This is a genomic window from Marinobacter sp. OP 3.4 (assembly GCF_036224885.1).
Taxonomy (GTDB): Bacteria; Pseudomonadota; Gammaproteobacteria; order Pseudomonadales; family Oleiphilaceae; genus Marinobacter.
This window is the reverse complement of the sequence record NZ_JAVVLT010000021.1, coordinates 1-17,481: the sequence shown is the minus strand read 5'-3', so window position 1 is coordinate 17,481 and position 17,481 is coordinate 1. Positions and strand designations below refer to the sequence as shown.

Annotated in this window: 18 protein-coding genes; 10 read left to right on the top strand and 8 right to left on the bottom strand. The window is 62.7% G+C overall.

Features of this window, described 5'->3' with window-relative positions:
* Window positions 1-6: 6 nt before the first annotated feature.
* From RO069_RS03490 to RO069_RS03470, 5 genes are all read right to left on the bottom strand, one after another.
* Entirely contained in the window at window positions 7-669 is a 663-nt protein-coding gene (locus RO069_RS03490; RefSeq protein ID WP_328185349.1) for an SCO family protein, read from the bottom strand.
* Window positions 670-696: 27 nt separating this feature from the next.
* Entirely contained in the window at window positions 697-1,587 is an 891-nt protein-coding gene (gene cyoE / locus RO069_RS03485) for a heme o synthase (protein ID WP_442915328.1), read from the bottom strand.
* A gap of 17 nt (window positions 1,588-1,604) precedes the next feature.
* Window positions 1,605-2,687 carry a COX15/CtaA family protein gene (locus RO069_RS03480; protein ID WP_328185347.1) on the bottom strand — a complete coding sequence of 361 codons (1,083 nt, stop codon included), beginning with the start codon at window positions 2,685-2,687 and terminating at the stop codon, window positions 1,605-1,607.
* A 64-nt stretch (window positions 2,688-2,751) separates the two neighbouring features.
* On the bottom strand, window positions 2,752-3,387 hold the full coding sequence (locus RO069_RS03475) for a hypothetical protein (protein WP_328185346.1): 636 nt from the start codon (window positions 3,385-3,387) through the stop codon (window positions 2,752-2,754).
* A complete protein-coding gene (locus RO069_RS03470; protein WP_328185345.1) occupies window positions 3,388-4,113 on the bottom strand; it encodes an SURF1 family protein in 726 nt (241 codons plus the stop codon).
* Between the two features lie 128 nt (window positions 4,114-4,241).
* Between RO069_RS03470 and RO069_RS03465 the strand changes: the two genes are divergently transcribed.
* A complete protein-coding gene (locus RO069_RS03465) occupies window positions 4,242-4,451 on the top strand; it encodes a twin transmembrane helix small protein (RefSeq protein ID WP_328185344.1) in 210 nt (69 codons plus the stop codon).
* Between the two features lie 63 nt (window positions 4,452-4,514).
* On the opposite strand, the gene RO069_RS03460 is transcribed toward RO069_RS03465, so the two are convergent.
* The 3 genes from RO069_RS03460 to coxB all read right to left on the bottom strand — a co-directional run bounded on the left by RO069_RS03460 (window position 4,515) and on the right by coxB (window position 8,372).
* Window positions 4,515-5,402 carry a cytochrome c oxidase subunit 3 gene (locus RO069_RS03460; RefSeq protein ID WP_328185343.1) on the bottom strand — a complete coding sequence of 296 codons (888 nt, stop codon included), beginning with the start codon at window positions 5,400-5,402 and terminating at the stop codon, window positions 4,515-4,517.
* 169 nt (window positions 5,403-5,571) lie between these two features.
* Window positions 5,572-7,158: a cytochrome c oxidase subunit I gene (gene ctaD, locus RO069_RS03455; RefSeq protein WP_328185341.1), complete on the bottom strand. Its 1,587-nt coding sequence runs from the start codon at window positions 7,156-7,158 to the stop codon at window positions 5,572-5,574.
* 95 nt (window positions 7,159-7,253) lie between these two features.
* Window positions 7,254-8,372, bottom strand: coding sequence for a cytochrome c oxidase subunit II (gene coxB / locus RO069_RS03450; RefSeq protein WP_328185340.1), 1,119 nt, complete (start codon window positions 8,370-8,372; stop codon window positions 7,254-7,256).
* 340 nt (window positions 8,373-8,712) lie between these two features.
* Between coxB and RO069_RS03445 the strand changes: the two genes are divergently transcribed.
* The 9 genes from RO069_RS03445 to RO069_RS03405 all read left to right on the top strand — a co-directional run bounded on the left by RO069_RS03445 (window position 8,713) and on the right by RO069_RS03405 (window position 17,299).
* Window positions 8,713-10,038, top strand: a complete 1,326-nt coding sequence (locus tag RO069_RS03445) for an MATE family efflux transporter (RefSeq protein WP_328185339.1) — start codon at window positions 8,713-8,715, stop codon at window positions 10,036-10,038.
* Between the two features lie 104 nt (window positions 10,039-10,142).
* Window positions 10,143-10,784 (top strand): hypothetical protein, encoded by a 642-nt coding sequence (locus RO069_RS03440; protein WP_328185338.1) that lies wholly within the window; start codon window positions 10,143-10,145, stop codon window positions 10,782-10,784.
* A gap of 22 nt (window positions 10,785-10,806) precedes the next feature.
* Window positions 10,807-11,451, top strand: coding sequence for a methylamine utilization protein (locus RO069_RS03435; RefSeq protein WP_328185337.1), 645 nt, complete (start codon window positions 10,807-10,809; stop codon window positions 11,449-11,451).
* Window positions 11,448-13,790 (top strand): bifunctional diguanylate cyclase/phosphodiesterase, encoded by a 2,343-nt coding sequence (locus RO069_RS03430; protein ID WP_328185336.1) that lies wholly within the window; start codon window positions 11,448-11,450, stop codon window positions 13,788-13,790. Before RO069_RS03435 ends, RO069_RS03430 begins: the two co-directional genes overlap by 4 nt.
* Complete coding sequence (locus RO069_RS03425; RefSeq protein WP_328185335.1) at window positions 13,787-14,659, top strand: DUF3034 family protein; 873 nt, start codon at window positions 13,787-13,789, stop codon at window positions 14,657-14,659. The genes RO069_RS03430 and RO069_RS03425 overlap by 4 nt, the downstream gene beginning before the upstream one ends.
* 11 nt (window positions 14,660-14,670) lie before the next feature.
* On the top strand, window positions 14,671-15,108 hold the full coding sequence (locus RO069_RS03420) for a group I truncated hemoglobin (RefSeq protein ID WP_328185334.1): 438 nt from the start codon (window positions 14,671-14,673) through the stop codon (window positions 15,106-15,108).
* An 80-nt stretch (window positions 15,109-15,188) separates the two neighbouring features.
* Window positions 15,189-15,572 (top strand): DoxX family protein, encoded by a 384-nt coding sequence (locus tag RO069_RS03415; protein WP_328185333.1) that lies wholly within the window; start codon window positions 15,189-15,191, stop codon window positions 15,570-15,572.
* A gap of 9 nt (window positions 15,573-15,581) precedes the next feature.
* Complete coding sequence (locus RO069_RS03410) at window positions 15,582-15,800, top strand: DUF1653 domain-containing protein (RefSeq protein ID WP_328185332.1); 219 nt, start codon at window positions 15,582-15,584, stop codon at window positions 15,798-15,800.
* A 164-nt stretch (window positions 15,801-15,964) separates the two neighbouring features.
* The gene (locus RO069_RS03405) at window positions 15,965-17,299 is read left to right on the top strand and encodes a Na+/H+ antiporter family protein (protein ID WP_328185331.1); all 1,335 of its coding nucleotides are present in this window, start codon (window positions 15,965-15,967) and stop codon (window positions 17,297-17,299) included.
* The last annotated feature ends 182 nt before the right edge of the window (window positions 17,300-17,481 follow it).

The following is a 17,481-nucleotide window of genomic DNA, read 5'->3' as shown; positions in this document are numbered from 1 at the left end:
GGGCAATCAGCCAGGGTGTGACTGGTTGCGACGGGTCCACTCGTAGATCTCTCGATAGGCCTCGGCCAGCTTGTCCGGGTCATGGGGGGGCTGGATCAGGGCGGCCGTTCGGCCCTGGGGGTTGATCAGGGCCAGGTGACCACTGTGGTCCACCAGGGTATTGCCGTCACCATCATCCCGGTGCACGAAAACTGCCCCCACACTCTGTGCCAGGCTGCGCAGCACATCGATATCGCCGGTTACACCGTGAAAATCCTCTCCGAAGAAATTCACGTACTGCTTCAGCTTTTCTGGGGTGTCGTGCTTGGGATCAGCGCTCACCAGCAGATAGTTGGGCTGGGGCAGCTCAGACGTCAGGCGGGTGTCGGTCTGGCGCAGGGTGGCCATGGTGGCGGGGCAGATGTCCGGGCAGTTGGTGTAGCCCACGAAGACAAAGGTCCAGCGGCCCTCCAGGTCTTTGCGGGTCATTTCATCGCCCTCTTCAGTGGTGAGGGTGAAGTCCACCAGCTCCCGGGGCTCGTCATACACAAAGGTGTTGATGGCGCTCAGATCCGGTGCCGGCTCGGGTTCCTGGCTCCGGCCATCCATCTGCTGGAAGATCACGAACCCGAAAATCAGGAACACGATCAGCAGCAATATCAACAGCGTGCGCCGGATAGAGCGATCCATGGGGTCTCCCGTAACGTTATCGCCGTGTCAGAAGTAGAAGAAGTGGTCCACCAGCAACACCACGAACAGGGCCATCAGGTACGTGATGGAGTACTTGAAGGTGGCCAGTGCCACGCGGCGGTCATCGCCCCGGAGCAGGCGGACCGCATACTGCAGGAATCGTAACCCGAGAACCGTCGCGCCCGCCAGGTAGATCCAGCCCGACATGCCGGTGGCAAAAGGCAGCAGGGTGGCCGCCAGCAGCATCAGGGTATACAGCAGGATATGCAGCTCGGTGTAACGGTTGCCGTGGGTGACCGGCAGCATGGGAATGCCTGCCTTGGCGTACTCCTCCTTGCGGTGGATCGCCAGGGCCCAGAAATGGGGTGGTGTCCAGGCGAAGATAATCAGCACCAGCAGCAGGGCATGGCCCTCCACCTGGCCGGTCACCGCCGTCCAGCCCAGCAGTGGCGGCATGGCCCCCGCCAGGCCACCGATGACGATGTTCTGGGGGGTGGCCCGTTTGAGGAACAGGGTATACACCCCGGCATAGCCCACCAGGGACGCCAGGGTCAGCCAGGCGGTGAGGTGGTTGACCTGCCACATCAGGACCATCATGCCGGCAACCGCCAGCACGGTGGCGAACAGCAGTGCGTCCATCTGGCTGACCCGCCCGGTGGCCACCGGGCGGCGACGGGTGCGGGCCATGATGGTGTCGATCTTCTGGTCCACCACATGGTTGACCACCGCGGCGGCGCCCGCCAGCAACGCGATACCCAGGTTGCCGAACAGCAGCACACTCCATCCGGGAACGCCGGGCGTGGCGAGCAGCATGCCGATGACCGAAGTGAGGATCATCAGCGCCACCACACGGGGCTTGGTCAGTTCCAGGAAATCCCGCCAGGAAAGGGATCGGCTGGCGGAGGACTGGGCAGCCATGGCCTTGGCCTGGTCAGTCATGCGGGTACCTCGCGTTGATTTGTTGTTGTGCCTGCCGGTTCTGCGACCGGCTGTCGTGCGTAGCCATGCACACGCCAGAGCATGTGGATAACCGTCAATAGCAGTCCGGCCCCCATGGCGTTATGGGCCACCGCGACGGACAGTGGAATATGGAATGCGACATTGGCTATGCCCAGCCCAATCTGCATGAGCAGCACCCCCGCGGTCAAGAGGACCATGGATCGCAGCGGGGTCTGTCGTACCTGACGCCATAGCGCCAGCAGCAGCACGGCAAAATACCCCAGTACCACCATCGCCCCGACACGGTGGGTCATGTGGATCGCCACCCGCCCGTCGGCGGTAAGCTGGCCACCCAGGTAGTTCGGGCCAATGGTCTGGAGGATATCGAAACCATGGCGGAAATCCATGTCCTCCGGCCACCACTGGCCCTGACAGGTGGGCAGGTCGGGGCAGGCCACCGCCGCGTAGTTGGCGGCGGTCCAGGCCCCCAGGGCAATCTGCAGGATCACCAGTGCCAAACCGCCGTAGAGCCAGGGCCGCAAACGGGCCAGGGCGCTTTCCCGTTCCGGCGGTACCGGCTTGCGGGACGCCCGCAGGCGCAGGGTCAGTAACGTCAGCAGACTGAGGGTGGTAAAGCCCCCCAACAAATGTAACGCCACCACCTTGGGCCAGAGCTGCAGGGTCACCGTCCACATGCCGAACAGGGCCTGCAACACGATAAACCCGGCGGTGAACAGGGGAAGTCTGACCGGCACGCCTTCGCGGCGGTGACGAACCGCGTAGATGGCAATGCCGAACACAATCAGTCCGAGGCTGCCGGCGGCGTAACGGTGGATCATTTCCGGCCAGCCCTTGGACACATCCACTGGGCTTTCCGGGAAGCGGGCGTTGGCCTCTGCGATGCTGGCTTCACTCTGGGGCACGGTAAGGAAACCATAGCAGCCCGGCCAGTCGGGGCAACCAAGCCCGGCGTCCACCAGGCGGGTCCAGGCCCCCAGCATCACCACTACCACGGTAAACAGCGCGGCAATCAGTGCCCAGCGCGCCATCACGCGGTGGGCCTTGCCCGGTTGATTCATGGCAACTTGTTGTTCTTTTTCCACAATCCGAACCCTTGCATGGCCGGGCGCTGCCCGGACGTTTCTATCCGATCTGGGAGAGCTTCATCAGGTGCTTGAGGTCTTCGAGCATTTCCTTGCCGGTGTTCCCGCTGCCGTAGTGCATCATCACATTGCCAAACGGATCCACCACCAGGATGCGGGGGCTCTCCGCCGGGTTCACATCCGCCGGCCAGGCGGGCTCGGCATCCGGGGCCAGGCTCAGGCGCTCCATGGAGCTGTACTCCTCTTGCCAGCGCGCCTGAAGTTCCTCCGGTACCGTGCCAATCCAGGCGGCGCGACCCATCCGGTTGGCATTCTTGCCCAGGGCGATATTCACCTGCCGGGCCAGGTACAGGAGCTGTTCACAGGCGTCACCGCAGGTATCCGCGCTGACGATCATCATCCATTTGGCATCCGTCACGTCCGGGCCAAACCGTGCCTGGAGGGGCTGGCCTTCAGCATCCTGCAGGTTCAGTTCGGCAACGGGAACCGGTGGCTCGATCAACTCGCCGTGATTGCTGCGGGTTTCGGGGTGCAACCAGCCGGAGTAGTACATGATGGTGGCAAAGATCATCGGGCCGAAGCCGATGGCAAACAGCAGCAGGGCGGTACGACGACCGCGGCGCACCTGTTCCGGGGACGGTTCGGCTTCCTGCTGCTGGGCAGTCGTATCGGTCATTCAGGACTCCTGCTTACGATAGCTCGCTATTATTGTCAGTATGATGAGCGCCGCTGCCATGGTGAACCACTGCAGGGCATAACCATAATGGGTCTGGGGACCCATCATATCGGGTTCCCAGTCAGCCCGGAAGGCGCCAGGCTGATTTGTGCCATCCAGTTTCACGATCTTCTCCGCCACCCCGGGCTCCACTTCCTCAGCCAGCTCCACCGGCAGCGCCTGCACCCGCCTGGGCCAGGTAGAAGGATTGCTTCTGGCGGTCGGCTCCCCTGCCAGGATGGGCGGAACCGGGTAGTCCGCCACCCGGGCCAGCAAACGCACCGGCCCTTGTGGCGTGTCGATGGCGGGAAGCTGGTCCCGGCGGCGTTCCGCCTGCACCCAGCCCCGGTTAACCACCACCGGCGCCCCCTGGTCGGGGTGAAACAGGCTCAGCACTTCATACCCCGGGGCGCCATCCCGGGTGCGGTTATCCAGCAGCCATACCGGCGTCCCGTAGCGCCCGGTCAGGACCACCGGCTGCCCGGTTACCCTGTTCTCGATGTCCATATCGGCCCACGGGCGGGCCTGGGCCGGGTCGTCCCACTGCTCCAGCAGGCGCTGTTTTTCCCCCGCCCGATCCAGCTGCCAGAACCCGAGGCCCAGCAGTACCGGCAGTATCACCAGGGCCAGCAGTAGCAGCCGCCAGTCGGGAGCCCAGACCCGGCGACGGGATTCATGTTCAGACATGCTCTGTTATAGTCCCAGTCCCGGGCCACCGCACCCGTCCCTGATGACGGACCATCCGGTTATGGCCCTGAGGCGTCATGCCTCTGCACCGAAAACAATAACGGGAATCCGATTCGGGGACGATACCCATGCTTCTAAAAATCCTGATCGTCGTACTGATGATGGCCGTCATCATCAGCCTTTTCAGTGGCCTGTTCTTCCTGATCAAGGACGATGGCGGCAAACGGCGGGTGGTCAACTCGCTGGCGGTCAGGGTGGGTCTCAGCATACTGCTGCTGGTCATTATTCTGCTGGCCCTGTGGCAGGGCGGGCTCAGCCTGAACCCGACACCCTACTGATGACCATCCAGACAGAGGCCAGGCCGGGAACCGGGCGATTGCCCGGCGCCCGCTGGCCAGCGGTCAAATAACGTAGACGAACACAAAGAGGCCCAGCCATACCACATCCACGAAGTGCCAGTACCAGCTTGCCGCCTCGAACCCGAAGTGGTTGTCGCCGGTAAAGTGGCCTTTCTGGATACGGATGAACATGACGATCAGGATCAACGACCCCAGGATCACGTGGGCGCCGTGGAAGCCGGTCAGCATGAAGAAGGTGGAGCCGTAGATACCTGACTGCAGGGTCAGGTTCAGATCCTGGTAGGCATGCACGTACTCTTCTGCCTGCAGTCCCAGGAACACCAGGGCCAGCACAATGGTGGCCGCCAGCCAGATCTTCAACTTCTTGCGGTTATCTTCCTTGAGGGCATGGTGGGCCACGGTCACAGTGAACGAGGAAGTCACCAGCAGGATGGTGTTCACCAGGGGCAGGCCCCAGGGTCCGATAACACCTTCCGGTGCCGGATAGGCTTCCGGGTCGGGGTTGTTGATCAGCGGCCAGGTGGCCTGGAAGCCTTCCCAAAGCAACGCGCTGGCCCCCTTGTCCCCTTCGCCACCCAGCCAGGGTACCGCGAAGACGCGGGCATAGAACAAGGCACCAAAGAAGGCCCCAAAGAACATCACCTCGGAAAAGATGAACCAACTCATGCCCCAGCGGAAGGAACGATCCATCTGCGGGCTGTAGAGCCCCTCCCGGCTTTCGCGAATCACCGATCCGAACCAGCCGAACAGCATGTAAACCATCACCAGGCTGCCGATCAGGAAGATGAACCAGGAGCTGTGGGTGGATTCCCCCTGCCCGCTGTTGACCATGACGGATGCTACCCCGTAGACGGTAAGGAACATCCCGACCGTGGCCACGATGGGCCACTTGCTCTGTTCAGGTACGTAGTACGTCTGGTTGTTCGCCATGCTTTTCTCCAGAGGCCCGTTCCGCTGGCCTGTCCATTCTCGATTATTGTTGTCGTGTCTCTCGCTGCATCGGATGGCATCCGGGGCGCCGTGCCCATTGCTCCCGGCCAGACCTGCTGGCCGGCCCCCGGTCCGGAACCGACCGGGTAACCAGGGCCGCGAATACCCCTTACTTTACGTCCGGCGGCGTTTCAAAGGTGTGATACGGGGCCGGCGACGGCACGGTCCATTCAAGGCCTTCGGCACCATCCCAGGGTTTGGCCGGGGCTTTCTCGCCATAGCCCTTGGCACACTTCACCACGATGAACAGGAACAGCAACTGGGTGGTACCGAACATGAAGGCGCCCACACTGGACACCATGTTGAAGTCCGCAAACTGCAGCGCATAGTCCGGAATACGGCGGGGCATGCCGGCCAGGCCCAGGAAGTGCATCGGGAAGAAGGCCAGGTTCATGCCCACGAACGACAGCCAGAAGTGGGTCTTGGCCAGGGTTTCGTCATACATGGTGCCGGTCCACTTGGGCAGCCAGTAGTAGGCCGCCGCAAAGATGCCGAAGATCGCACCCGGTACCAGTACATAGTGGAAGTGGGCCACCACGAAGTAGGTGTCGTGATACTGGAAGTCCGCCGGGGCGATGGCCAGCATCAGGCCGGAGAAGCCGCCGATGGTGAACAGGATGACGAAGGCCACCGAGAACAGCATGGGTGCCTCAAAGGTCATGGACCCGCGGAACATGGTGGCCACCCAGTTGAACACCTTCACCCCGGTGGGCACCGCAATCAGCATGGTGGCGTACATGAAGAACAGCTGACCGAAGATGGGAATGCCCACGGTGAACATGTGGTGCGCCCACACCACGAACGACAGCAGGGCGATGGCACCGACCGCATAAACCATGGAGGCATAGCCGAACAGCGGCTTGCGGGCAAAGGCCGGGATGATATGGGACACCACACCAAACGCCGGCAGGATCATGATGTATACCTCGGGATGCCCGAAGAACCAGAACACATGCTGGAACAGCACCGGGTCGCCGCCGCCGGCGGCGTCAAAGAAGCTGGTGCCGAAGTTGATATCCATCAGCATCATGGTCACCACGCCGGCCAGTACCGGCATGACGGCAATCAGCAGGAAGGCGGTGATCAGCCAGGTCCACACGAACAGGGGCATTTTCATCAGGGTCATGCCCGGTGCCCGCAGGTTGAGGATGGTGGCGATCACGTTGATGGCGCCCATGATGGAGGAAATCCCCATGATATGGACGGCAAAGATGAAGAACGTCGTGCTTGGCGGCCCGTAGGTCGTCGACAGCGGCGCGTAGAAAGTCCAGCCGAAGTTGGGGGCGCCGCCCTCCATGAACAGGGTGGATACCAGCATCAGGAAGGCCGCCGGCAGCAACCAGAAACTCCAGTTGTTCATCCGGGGCAGCGCCATGTCCGGCGCCCCCACCATCAACGGCAGCATCCAGTTGGCCAGCCCCACGAAGGCCGGCATGACCGCACCGAAGACCATGATCAGGCCGTGCATGGTGGTCATCTGGTTGAAGAACTCCGGCTGCACGATCTGCAACCCGGGCTGGAAGAGCTCCGCCCGGATAACCATCGCCATGCTGCCCCCGAGGAGGAACATGGCAAAACTGAAGATCAGGTACATGGACCCGATATCTTTGTGGTTGGTGGTTAACAGCCACCGGGTCATGCCCTTGGCGGGACCGTGATGGTGGTCCTGGGCGTGGGTATCTGTGACCGCACTCATTTGAAACCCCCGTTGCCGCCTGATTCTTTTCGCTGGCGATGTCTTGTTATCTGGCGAACCCGACGGCGGAACCCTGCCCGCCGTCCGGCTGTCTGTTATTGATTCTTGTAGTCGAACACTTCTTTCGGCGTCACCATTTCACCGGTGTTGTTACCCCAGGCGTTACGCTCGTAGGTAATCACCGCGGCCAGGTCGGCCTCGCTGAGCTGGGCCCCGAAGGCCTGCATGGCGGTACCATTAACGCCGTTGACCACGACATCCAGGTGCGCCTCCATGTCTTCGGTCACTATCGCTGAGCCCTTGAGCGCCGGGAATGCCCCACCGCCAGTACCGTCCTGGCCATGACAGGCCGCACAGTAGGAGGTGTAGACACCCTCGCCACGCTCGACCAGCTCTTCCAGGGTCCAGTCCTTCTCGGTGAGCTGACGCTCCTTCTCGGCCGCTTCCCGACGGTCCGCTACCCACTGGTTGTATTCCTCTTCCGGCACCGCTTCAACCACCACCGGCATGAAGCCGTGGTCCTTGCCGCACAGCTCGGTACACTGACCGCGATAGGTGCCCGGCTCGTTCACCTCGAACCAGACCTTGTTGATAAAGCCGGGGATGGCGTCTTTCTTGATACTGAAGGCCGGTACCCACCAGGAGTGAATAACATCGGCTGCGGTGATCTGCAGGCGAATCCGCTTACCCACCGGAATCACCATGGGTTCGTCCACCTCCAGCAGGTAGTTTTCATTCTTTTCCATCCGGTTATCGATTTCATCCCGGGAGGTGGCAAGGTTGGAGAAGTAACTGAACTCATCATTGAGATACTGGTACTGCCAGCGCCACTGGTAACCGGTGACCCGGATATCGATGTCGGCTTCGCTGGTATCGTACATGTCGACCAGGGTGGCCGTGGCGGGGATGGCCATGATGACCAGGATGGCAAAGGGTATAATCGTCCAGAGAATCTCCACAAGGGTATTTTCGTGGAAATTCGCGGGCTTGTAGCCCTTGGACTTTCGATGGGCAAAGATGGACCAGAACATGACCCCGAAGACCACGACGCCGATGGCGACGCATATCCACAGGATGGTCATGTGAAGACCATAAACCTGGTTGCTTGTTTCAGTGACCCCCGGGGACATGTTCAGGGTCCACTCGGCCAACGCCGGAGCAGACAATAACAGGCCCGCGACAAGGGCACCTGCCCGTTTTACGTGCACGTGCATACCGCGTCTCCACAGAATGTTGTTCTTGTTCATGACAGACACACTTGGAGCGGTCGTCTCTCCTGCGACGGCTGTCTGTCATGTCTGGCGGATCTGCGTGACACTTCCAGTGGATCGATGGCAGTGGATCGTTGGAAGTTCGTCCCCCCGGGCGCTATTGAAACCGGTCACGCTCGCACACGCAACAGGTGGATTGCCGGGAAGTCTGTTCACGGATAACCAGACGCCAGTATAGACAGAGAGTTAGCTCACACTCAAAACCTCCGACACATTTTGAAAAATTTTATAGATATAACCTTATGCATTTGAGATATATAGACCTTCCTGACGCGGCCGCGACATGCTGACCCTGACCCGCTCGGACCGGCACCTGTGGCGGCTGGCGTGGCCATTGATGCTCACCAACCTGACCGTACCGCTACTCGGACTGGTGGACACCGCCGTGCTGGGCCACCTCGAAAGCCCTGAGTATCTGGGGGCGGTAGCGGTGGGCGCCAACCTGTTCAGCATCCTCTACTGGACCTTCGGCTTCATGCGCATGGGCACCACCGGACTGGCGGCCCAGGCCTATGGGCGCCGGGACGCCACCGCCCAGACCGCGCTGCTGCTGCGCTCTCTGCTACTGGCCTGCGGCATCGCACTGGTGCTGATCCTGATGCAGTCGCCGCTCATTGCCACCGGCCTGGCCCTGATGAATCCGGGGCCGGAGGTGGCGGAGCTGGCGGCGGGATACGCTGCCATCCGTATCTGGAGCGCCCCGGCGGTGCTGTGCCAGTACACCCTGGTGGGCTGGCTGATCGGCTGCCAGTTGCCCCGCGGGCCGATGATCATGCTGATCGCCGCCAACGGTGTGAACATCGTGCTGGATGTGCTGTTCGTCACGGTGCTGGGCTGGAACAGCCGTGGTGTGGCCCTGGCCACGGTTATCGCGGAGTATGGCGCTACCGTCCTGGGCCTGTGGCTGGTGTGGCAGCGCCTGCCGGACCATCGGGCGAGCCTGCGGACGCTGATCGGCACGCTGCCGGACTACCTGGCGCTGATCCGCGTCAACCGTTTTATCATGGTGCGCACCATCGCGTTGCTGCTGGTGTTGGCCTTCTTCACCGCCCAGGGCGCCCGCCAGGGGGAGGTGATCCTGGCCGCCAATGCCGTCCTGCTGACCTTCCTGCTGGTGATCTCCAACGGCCTGGACGGCTTTGCCAATGCCGCCGAGGCCATGGTGGGCCAGGCCGTGGGCAGACGTTCACACCGTCGGTTCCTGGTAGCCTGCCGCACCGCCACCCGCTGGTCACTGATTGGCGCGGTGGTGTTCACGGCGTTGTTTGTTGTCGGCGGGCACTGGCTGATCGGCCTGCTGACCAGCATCAATGAGGTTCGTGATACCGCCCGCCAGTTCCTGCCCTGGCTCTGGCTGCTGCCGGCCACCGCCGTATGGGGTTACCTGTTCGACGGTATCTTCATTGGCGCCACCCGCACCCGGGACATGCAGAACACCATGCTGTTCTCGGCGCTGGTGGTGTTCCTGCCCGGCTGGTGGCTGACCACCGGCTGGGGCAACCACGGGCTGTGGTTTGCCCTGATCCTGCTGATGGTGGCGCGGGCGACGTCCATGGCAACGGTGTTCATGGTCCGGACACGACATGGATCATGGTTCTTCAATGAGTGACCGGTAATCCCCCGGCACGAGAAAAAATCTCAACTACACTCCACTTTAGGGAGCCGCCGACGCGGATAGCCCCGCATGACATAGTAACCCCGGCATTGTCTGACATGACTCCAGAGGCAGTATTGAACATCATTGATCAGGCCCGTCGGCAGGAAGCCCGTTCCGGCGAATTCCTTCGCCAGATGCGCGAAAAGGCAGCCAGGCTGCCTGCCAGCGTCACCGTGGACGGCTATCAGCCAGCCATGTGCCTGTTCCAGTTCGCGATCGAGTACATCGAGATGGCCCCGCGGCTGATCGACTGTATCGACGATTGTGCCCGCAAGTCCGGCAAGCGCGGGCTGTTTGATCCGTTCATCCAGACCGCCATCTGTTACTTCACGCAACCGTCCATCATGCTCACCCGTTACGACGGCCTCGACGGCCTGCTAATCAAGGCCTACCTGTGCCATCGCCTGATGGAGGAAATGTACGAGAACAACCTCTCCACCCGCCGCAGCCAGGTGGTGGACATGGAAGCCACCCAGGCCAACCTGCTGGCCCACCAGCTCATCGGGGAGCCGTTCGCCAACGAACTGGACGAATCCATCAACATGACCATGCTCAACCTGATCCGGTCACCAAGCTACTATGAACTGGATCTGGATCCGTTCGTAGAAGAACTACAGAAGGCCGCCAGGATGTGGATGAAGGAATACTGGGAAAACCTGCTGACCCGGAACCACATCCGGTTTACCCTGATGCCCTGACCAAAACCAACGAGCAACGGCAATGACGTGCAAACAGGCCCTGGTACTGTGCTTTACGGTGGCCCCCATGCTTGCGGCTGCGGATAACCTCCACTTCCAGGTTACCGATGCCGGCAACGGCAAGCCGCTGGCCGACGCGGTGATCGTCGTTCCGCTACCGGCGGGCGAGGTCGTCCCGGACGCCCGCATGGTGCAGAAGAACCGCCAGTTCGTCCCACACGTGATGGTGGTGCCCCCCGATACCGATGTGGCCTTCCCCAACCGGGACAACACCCAGCACCACGTCTACTCGTTTTCCCCGGCCAAGACGTTTGAAATCGAGCTGTATGCCGGTGTACCCGAGGCACCGGTCAACTTTGGCACCACCGGCGTGGTGGAGCTGGGTTGCAACATCCATGACCAGATGCAGGGCTTCATCCTGGTCACCGACCAGCACCATGGGGTCACCCGTGAACAGGGAGAGGTCTCGCTGGACTGGCCGGACGATCGCCCGCGGCCCGACCAGATCCGCGTATGGCATCCCCGGCTGGTGAACAACACCGAGCTGGTGGAGGTTACCGTCGACCTGACCGGAAGCGACCCGGTGACCCTGCCATTGGACGTGCACCCCGAGCCGGAAAAGGATTCCTCCCTCCAGCGACTGCAGCAGCGTTTCCGGGAGCTATGAGCTGGCGGCTCGGCAGTCTCGGGTTCCGTGGCCGCCTGCTGGTGGCCATGCTGTCCCTGGTGGCGGCCACCGCCCTTGCCCTGGGACTGGCGTTCATGTTCTACCTGCTGGAAGACGAGGAGCAGCGGGCCGCCAACAGCCTGGATGTCGCCGCACGGGTCACCACCGAGATCATGGCTGGGCGGGCCGAATTGCTGAGTGGCAGCCTGAAGGTACTGGTGGATGATTTCGGGTTCCGGTCCGCCATCGCCAGCGACAACCAGGCCACCCTGGAAAGTGCCCTCAATAACCATGCCGGTCGCGCTGGTGCCGATATCGCCGTGGTGCTGGATAGCAACGGCAACCCGAAGGCCACCCTGGGCACCGCCGACATCAACCTGAAGGACTTCCTTCCCCGACTGCTGGCAAGGGCCCGGGACCAAGGGCAGGCGGAGCAGATCGTCAGCACCGGCAACAAGGCCCTGCAGATGTTTGTGGTGCCTGTTACCGGCGCCGGCCTGCGGGCCTGGCTTGTCGCCGGTTTCGCCCTGGACAACGGCTTTGCCCGCCAACTGGCGGAACTGACCGACACCAGCGTCGTATTCCGCAGCCGTGCCAGTGGCTCCCTGCTCGCCGCGAGCGCCCCCCCGGAACCCTTCACCAGACTGCCCGAGCCCGGGGACAACGGCGACATGCAGGAAACCCGGGGATTCTTTTTCCGCGCCATCGACCTTGGCCCGGGACAGCCCTCCCCGGTGCAGGCCATGCTGCTGATCGACCGGGAGCGGGCCCTGGCCAACTACCATGACCGCGCCACCGATCTGATCCTCATACTGTTGGTTGCCGTTGCCCTGTCCGGGCTGGTGGTACTGGTGACGGCGCGGGCGCTGGGTCGCCCGGTGCTGGATCTGGCACGGCTCGCCACCGCCATCGGTGATGGCGAGCCGGTCACCGAACCCACACCACCACGGACCCGGGAGCTGCGAACCCTCCAGGATGCCCTGATCGCCATGCAGCGCCGGGTCAGGGAGCGGGAGGAACGAATCCGCTTCAACGCCTTTCACGACGAACTCACCGGCCTGACCAACCGTAAGGCCCTGAACGAACAGTTGGAGGAATACCTGCGGAAACGGCGGCCACTGTTGCTGGCCGGTATCACCCTGACCCGGTTCCGGGCCCTCAACGACACCCTCGGGTTCGATTTTGGCGACCAGGCCCTGGGTCTGGCCGCCGACCGGCTCCGCACCACCCTGGAACACCAGGCCCTGCTACTGAGCCGTTCCGGCGGCAACGAGTTCGTGGTACTGGCCGATCCTGAAGCAGGTCCGCTGGACACCCTGCTGGCCCGTATCCGGGATGCGCTCCAGGCCGAAGCCACGATTGGCGGGACACCCCTTCACCTGCAGGTGGCCCTGGCGGGCCTGGAAGTCCCCCGGGATGCCGGCACCCTGGATGAGATCCGGCGGCGGCTACGGCTGACCCTGAAACGGGCCGAACACAGCCCCGGGCTGGTAGCCCTGTACGAACCCGGCGGGGACGAGCACCACCTGCGGGAGCTGACCCTGAGCCAGGACCTGCGCCAGGCTATTGCCACGGGTGGCCTGGACCTCGTCTACCAGCCCAAGATTGACATGAACAGCGTGGGCATTGCCCAGGTGGAAGCCCTATGCCGCTGGCACCACCCGGAGCTGGGCTTTATCTCACCGGAGGAATTCATCCTGCTGGCGGAGCAGACCGGCCAGATCGGCAACCTGACCCGCTTTATCCTGACCCGGATTGCCCAGGACCTGGCGAGCCTGCACCGGGAAGGCCTGTTGATCGGCGCCGCCATCAACCTGTCGGCCCTGGACCTGGGCAACCCGCAACTGACCGACGATGTCCGGCAGGCCTTCGGGGGACGGGGAATCGACTGCCACTGGCTGACCTTCGAGGTCACCGAAAGTGCGGTGATGTCGGATGCTGCCTCCGCCCACCGCACCCTGGACCAGCTCAGGGCCATGGGAGCGACCCTGTCGGTGGACGACTTCGGCACCGGCTATTCGTCCCTGTCGCAGCTGCGCCAGTTGCCGGTACAGGAACTGAAGATCGACAAATCCTTCGTGCTGCGCCTGCACCAGGAACCCCAGGACCAGTTGATCGTCCGATCCACCATCGATATGGCCCACGGCCTGGGCCTCACGGTGGTGGCGGAAGGCATCGAGAACCTGGAAAGCTGGCAACTGCTGCAGGACTGGGGCTGCGACAAGGGGCAGGGGTTCTACATGGCTCGCCCGATGCCAGCGCCGGACCTTGGCGACTGGGCCCGGACCTTCCGAACCCGGGCCGACACACTGCTTCCGACCACTGGAGATATCTCATGAGAGACCACCCAGGCCGCACCGGACCAACCCTGGCCATCGCCGCGACTCTGACCCTGTCCACATCCGCCCTTGCCGACCCCGGCAGCCGGCTCTGGGCCACCGGCGGGGTCACCACCATCGAGGGCAGTGCCGGCGGCGGACTGGTGCCCTGGGCAGTGCTGGCCGGCTACGCCAGCGATCAGGAGTGGGGCGGCACGGTCACGCTGTCACGGGCAAAAGTGGACGACTTCACCCTGGACGTTGCCGGTGCTGCCGTGAACTGGCACAACCGTATCGAAGTCAGCATCGCCCGCCAGACCCTGGACCTGGACACCCTGGGGGCCACCCTGGGTGAAGACGAGCTGTCCCAGGATATCTTCGGAATCAAGGCGCGGCTGTTCGGCGATGTGCTCTACAGCGATTACGGCCAGTGGTCCGTGGGACTGCAGCACAAACGCCAGCGGGACTTCGACATACCGGAGGCCGTGGGCGCCGAGGATGACCAGGGCACCGATGTCTACCTGTCCGCCAGCAAGCTGTTCTTTGCTGCGGTGTTCGATCGCAACCTGCTGGTCAACGCCACCCTGCGGGGCACCAGGGCCAACCAGGGTGGGTTGCTGGGCTTTGGCGGTGACCGCAACGACGACTACGAGGCCATGCTGGAAACCAGCGCCGGCTTACTGCTGAACCGCAGCTGGATCATAGGCGCCGAGTACCGGCAGAAGCCGGACAACCTGGGCTTCGCCACCGAGGATGACTGGTGGGACGCGTTCGTGGTCTGGGTGCCGGACCGGCGTCTGTCCGTCACCGCCGCCTGGACCAACCTGGGGAACATCGCCGGCCTTGAGGACCAGCGGGGCCCCTACCTTTCCCTGCAGGGCAGTTTCTGAGGAGCACCACGATGACACTGAGAATGGGCACGATCATCCTGCTGACCACCCTGGCACTGCTCACCGGGTGCGCCACCCGCGATACGGCGTCCGGGGATGCCCTCTACCAGGACCTGGGTGAGCGCGCCGGTATCGCCAATATTGTGGAAGACCTGCTGTACCGTATTGTCGAGGACGAACGCATTGCCTTCCAGTTCCAGGGCATCGACGTGGTGCAGTTCCACACCAACCTAACGGACCAGATCTGCGAGATCAGCGGTGGCCCCTGCACCTATGGCGGGCGCCCCATGACCGAAGTACACACGGACATGAACGTGACCGAAACCCAGTTCAATGCCCTGGCGGAGCAGCTGGTGCTGGCCATGGAGGACAACGGCGTCAGCACCAGCGCCCAAAACCGGCTCCTGGATCGGCTGGTGGAACTGCATCCCCAGATCACCCACCGGTAACGCTTGGCGTGGATAACAACTGGCGTTAACCTTGTTGGCCTTCAAACCGCTGAATTCCCACTGACCGGAGTACCCCCTCAATGGACAATCCCGATCTCGGCAAACTGATCCTTCGCCTCACCCTGGGCGGGCTGCTACTGTTCCATGGCATCAGCAAGCTGCTCAACGGCGTCGGATTCATCGAGGGGCAACTGGCCAGCCATGGCATTCCCGCGTTCTTCGCCTATGGTGTATTCATTGGCGAACTGTTGGCGCCCCTGATGGTGATCCTGGGCTACCAGACCCGCATCGGGGCCCTGATCATTGTCTTCAACATGCTGGTGGCCATCGCCCTGGTCCACACCCACGAGTTGATGAGGCTCGGCGGCAACGGTGGCTGGGCACTGGAGCTGCAGGGCTTCTTCCTGTTCACCGCGCTGGCGCTGATCTTCCTGGGACCAGGCCGCTACAAGCTGAAGAACTGAGGTAACACCATGACCCGGCACGTGCCCCCCGGTCGCTACCGGCACTACAAGGGCAAGGACTACGAAGTCATCGGCACCGCCCGCCACAGCGAAACCGAGGAATGGCTGGTGGTCTACCGCTGCCTGTACGGCGACCACAGCCTGTGGGTGCGCCCCCTGGAGATGTTCAACGAATCGGTGGACGTCGCCGGGGAGGAAGTACCCCGCTTTACCCGCATCGGCGACTGATGCCCTAAGTCCCTGATGCATCGTGCCCGGGCGTCCAGGACCCCGGGCATTTTTGACTCCACGGTCCGTTTCCTGCACATTAGCGCCCCTTCAAAACCTGACCAACCTGTAATCAATCCTGCAGAAGGCCCCAAAAGGGACTCTGCCAGTCACGGAGTCTTACCATGAACGCCGTTGTCGCTGCGGTTATCGTCATGCTCGTACTGAGCCTGCTTCGCATCCACGTTGTCGTTGCCCTGATTATTGGCGCCCTTGTCGGCGGCCTGCTGGGCGGACTGTCCCTGGACGCCACCATCGAAGCCTTCAACACCGGCCTGGGCGGTGGCGCCACCGTGGCCCTGTCCTACGCCACCCTGGGTGCCTTTGCCGTGGCCATCGGCAAATCCGGCCTGGCCCATGCCCTGGCGGACAAGGCCCTGGCCCTGGTGGGCAACCAGGACGCCGGTGACACTTCCGCCGCAGCCAACAGGGGCGTGCGCTTCCTGATTATCGGCCTGTTGCTGGCGGTGGCCCTGTCCTCCCAGAACATCCTGCCGATCCACATCGCCTTTATCCCGCTGATCGTGCCGCCGCTGCTGTACGTGATGGCAAAGCTCAACCTGGACCGCCGGCTGGTGGCCTGCGTGCTGACCTTCGGCCTGATCACGCCGTACATGTTCCTGCCCGTGGGCTTCGGCGGCATCTACCTGAACGAAATCCTGATGGCCAATGTGGCGGACAACGGCATCGCCATCGAGGGCCTGAGCGTGATCAAGGCCATGGCCCTGCCGGCTCTGGGCATGCTGGTGGGCCTGCTGGTGGCGGTATTCTTCAGCTACCGGGGCGAGCGTCGCTATGACCTGTCGCTGATTGAGCAGACCGAACGGGTGGATACCAGCTACAACGGCTGGACCCTGTTCATGGCCATTGTGGCCATCGCCGCCGCCTTCGTGGTTCAGCTCTGGCTGGGCTCCATGATCCTGGGGGCGCTGACCGGCTTCGTGTTGTTCAACCTGTCCGGCGTGGTGCGCTGGAAGGAATCCGACGACCTGTTCACCGAAGGCATGAAGATGCTGGCGATGATCGGCTTCATCATGATTGCCGCCAACGGCTTTGCGGAAGTGATGCGGGAAACCGGCGATATCGCCAGCCTGGTGCAGGGCTCCGTGGATGCGATCGGCGATAACAAGGCGATGGCCGCCTTCCTGATGCTGGTGGTGGGCCTGCTGATCACCATGGGCATTGGCTCGTCCTTCTCCACCATCCCCATCATCGCGGCTCTCTACGTACCGCTGGCCCTGGAACTGGGCTTCAGCCCCCTGGCCATTGTCGCCCTGGTGGGTACCGCCGGCGCCCTGGGGGACGCAGGCTCACCCGCCTCCGACTCCACCCTCGGCCCCACCGCCGGCCTCAACGTGGACGGCCAGCACAACCACATCTGGGATACCGTGGTGCCGACCTTCCTGCACTATAACCTGCCGTTGCTGGTGTTTGGTTGGCTGGCGGCAATGATGCTGTAACCAGCGGACTGGGGGGTAGTGAGGCTTCGGCGGGTTGGTTTCAAAACGAAAAACGGTTGTTTTTCTGACTGTTTTGAAACCAACCCGCCAAACCCTCACGGCATGCCCCAAGCTGCTGTCATCCAAACAAAGGTATCCAGGCGATATCTGAAACGTAAAAACAAAAGGGTCCGGGTGGGGGT

Bases quoted from the DNA above. Each gene is read 5' to 3' on its own strand.
- RO069_RS03490 (WP_328185349.1), bottom strand. From the start codon at position 669: ATGGATCGCTCTATCCGGCGCACGCTGTTGATATTGCTGCTGATCGTG.
- cyoE (WP_442915328.1), bottom strand. From the start codon at position 1,587: ATGGCTGCCCAGTCCTCCGCCAGCCGATCCCTTTCCTGGCGGGATTTC.
- RO069_RS03480 (WP_328185347.1), bottom strand. From the start codon at position 2,687: ATGAATCAACCGGGCAAGGCCCACCGCGTGATGGCGCGCTGGGCACTG.
- RO069_RS03475 (WP_328185346.1), bottom strand. From the start codon at position 3,387: ATGACCGATACGACTGCCCAGCAGCAGGAAGCCGAACCGTCCCCGGAA.
- RO069_RS03470 (WP_328185345.1), bottom strand. From the start codon at position 4,113: ATGTCTGAACATGAATCCCGTCGCCGGGTCTGGGCTCCCGACTGGCGG.
- RO069_RS03465 (WP_328185344.1), top strand. From the start codon at position 4,242: ATGCTTCTAAAAATCCTGATCGTCGTACTGATGATGGCCGTCATCATC.
- RO069_RS03460 (WP_328185343.1), bottom strand. From the start codon at position 5,402: ATGGCGAACAACCAGACGTACTACGTACCTGAACAGAGCAAGTGGCCC.
- ctaD (WP_328185341.1), bottom strand. From the start codon at position 7,158: ATGAGTGCGGTCACAGATACCCACGCCCAGGACCACCATCACGGTCCC.
- coxB (WP_328185340.1), bottom strand. From the start codon at position 8,372: ATGCACGTGCACGTAAAACGGGCAGGTGCCCTTGTCGCGGGCCTGTTA.
- RO069_RS03445 (WP_328185339.1), top strand. From the start codon at position 8,713: ATGCTGACCCTGACCCGCTCGGACCGGCACCTGTGGCGGCTGGCGTGG.
- RO069_RS03440 (WP_328185338.1), top strand. From the start codon at position 10,143: ATGACTCCAGAGGCAGTATTGAACATCATTGATCAGGCCCGTCGGCAG.
- RO069_RS03435 (WP_328185337.1), top strand. From the start codon at position 10,807: ATGACGTGCAAACAGGCCCTGGTACTGTGCTTTACGGTGGCCCCCATG.
- RO069_RS03430 (WP_328185336.1), top strand. From the start codon at position 11,448: ATGAGCTGGCGGCTCGGCAGTCTCGGGTTCCGTGGCCGCCTGCTGGTG.
- RO069_RS03425 (WP_328185335.1), top strand. From the start codon at position 13,787: ATGAGAGACCACCCAGGCCGCACCGGACCAACCCTGGCCATCGCCGCG.
- RO069_RS03420 (WP_328185334.1), top strand. From the start codon at position 14,671: ATGACACTGAGAATGGGCACGATCATCCTGCTGACCACCCTGGCACTG.
- RO069_RS03415 (WP_328185333.1), top strand. From the start codon at position 15,189: ATGGACAATCCCGATCTCGGCAAACTGATCCTTCGCCTCACCCTGGGC.
- RO069_RS03410 (WP_328185332.1), top strand. From the start codon at position 15,582: ATGACCCGGCACGTGCCCCCCGGTCGCTACCGGCACTACAAGGGCAAG.
- RO069_RS03405 (WP_328185331.1), top strand. From the start codon at position 15,965: ATGAACGCCGTTGTCGCTGCGGTTATCGTCATGCTCGTACTGAGCCTG.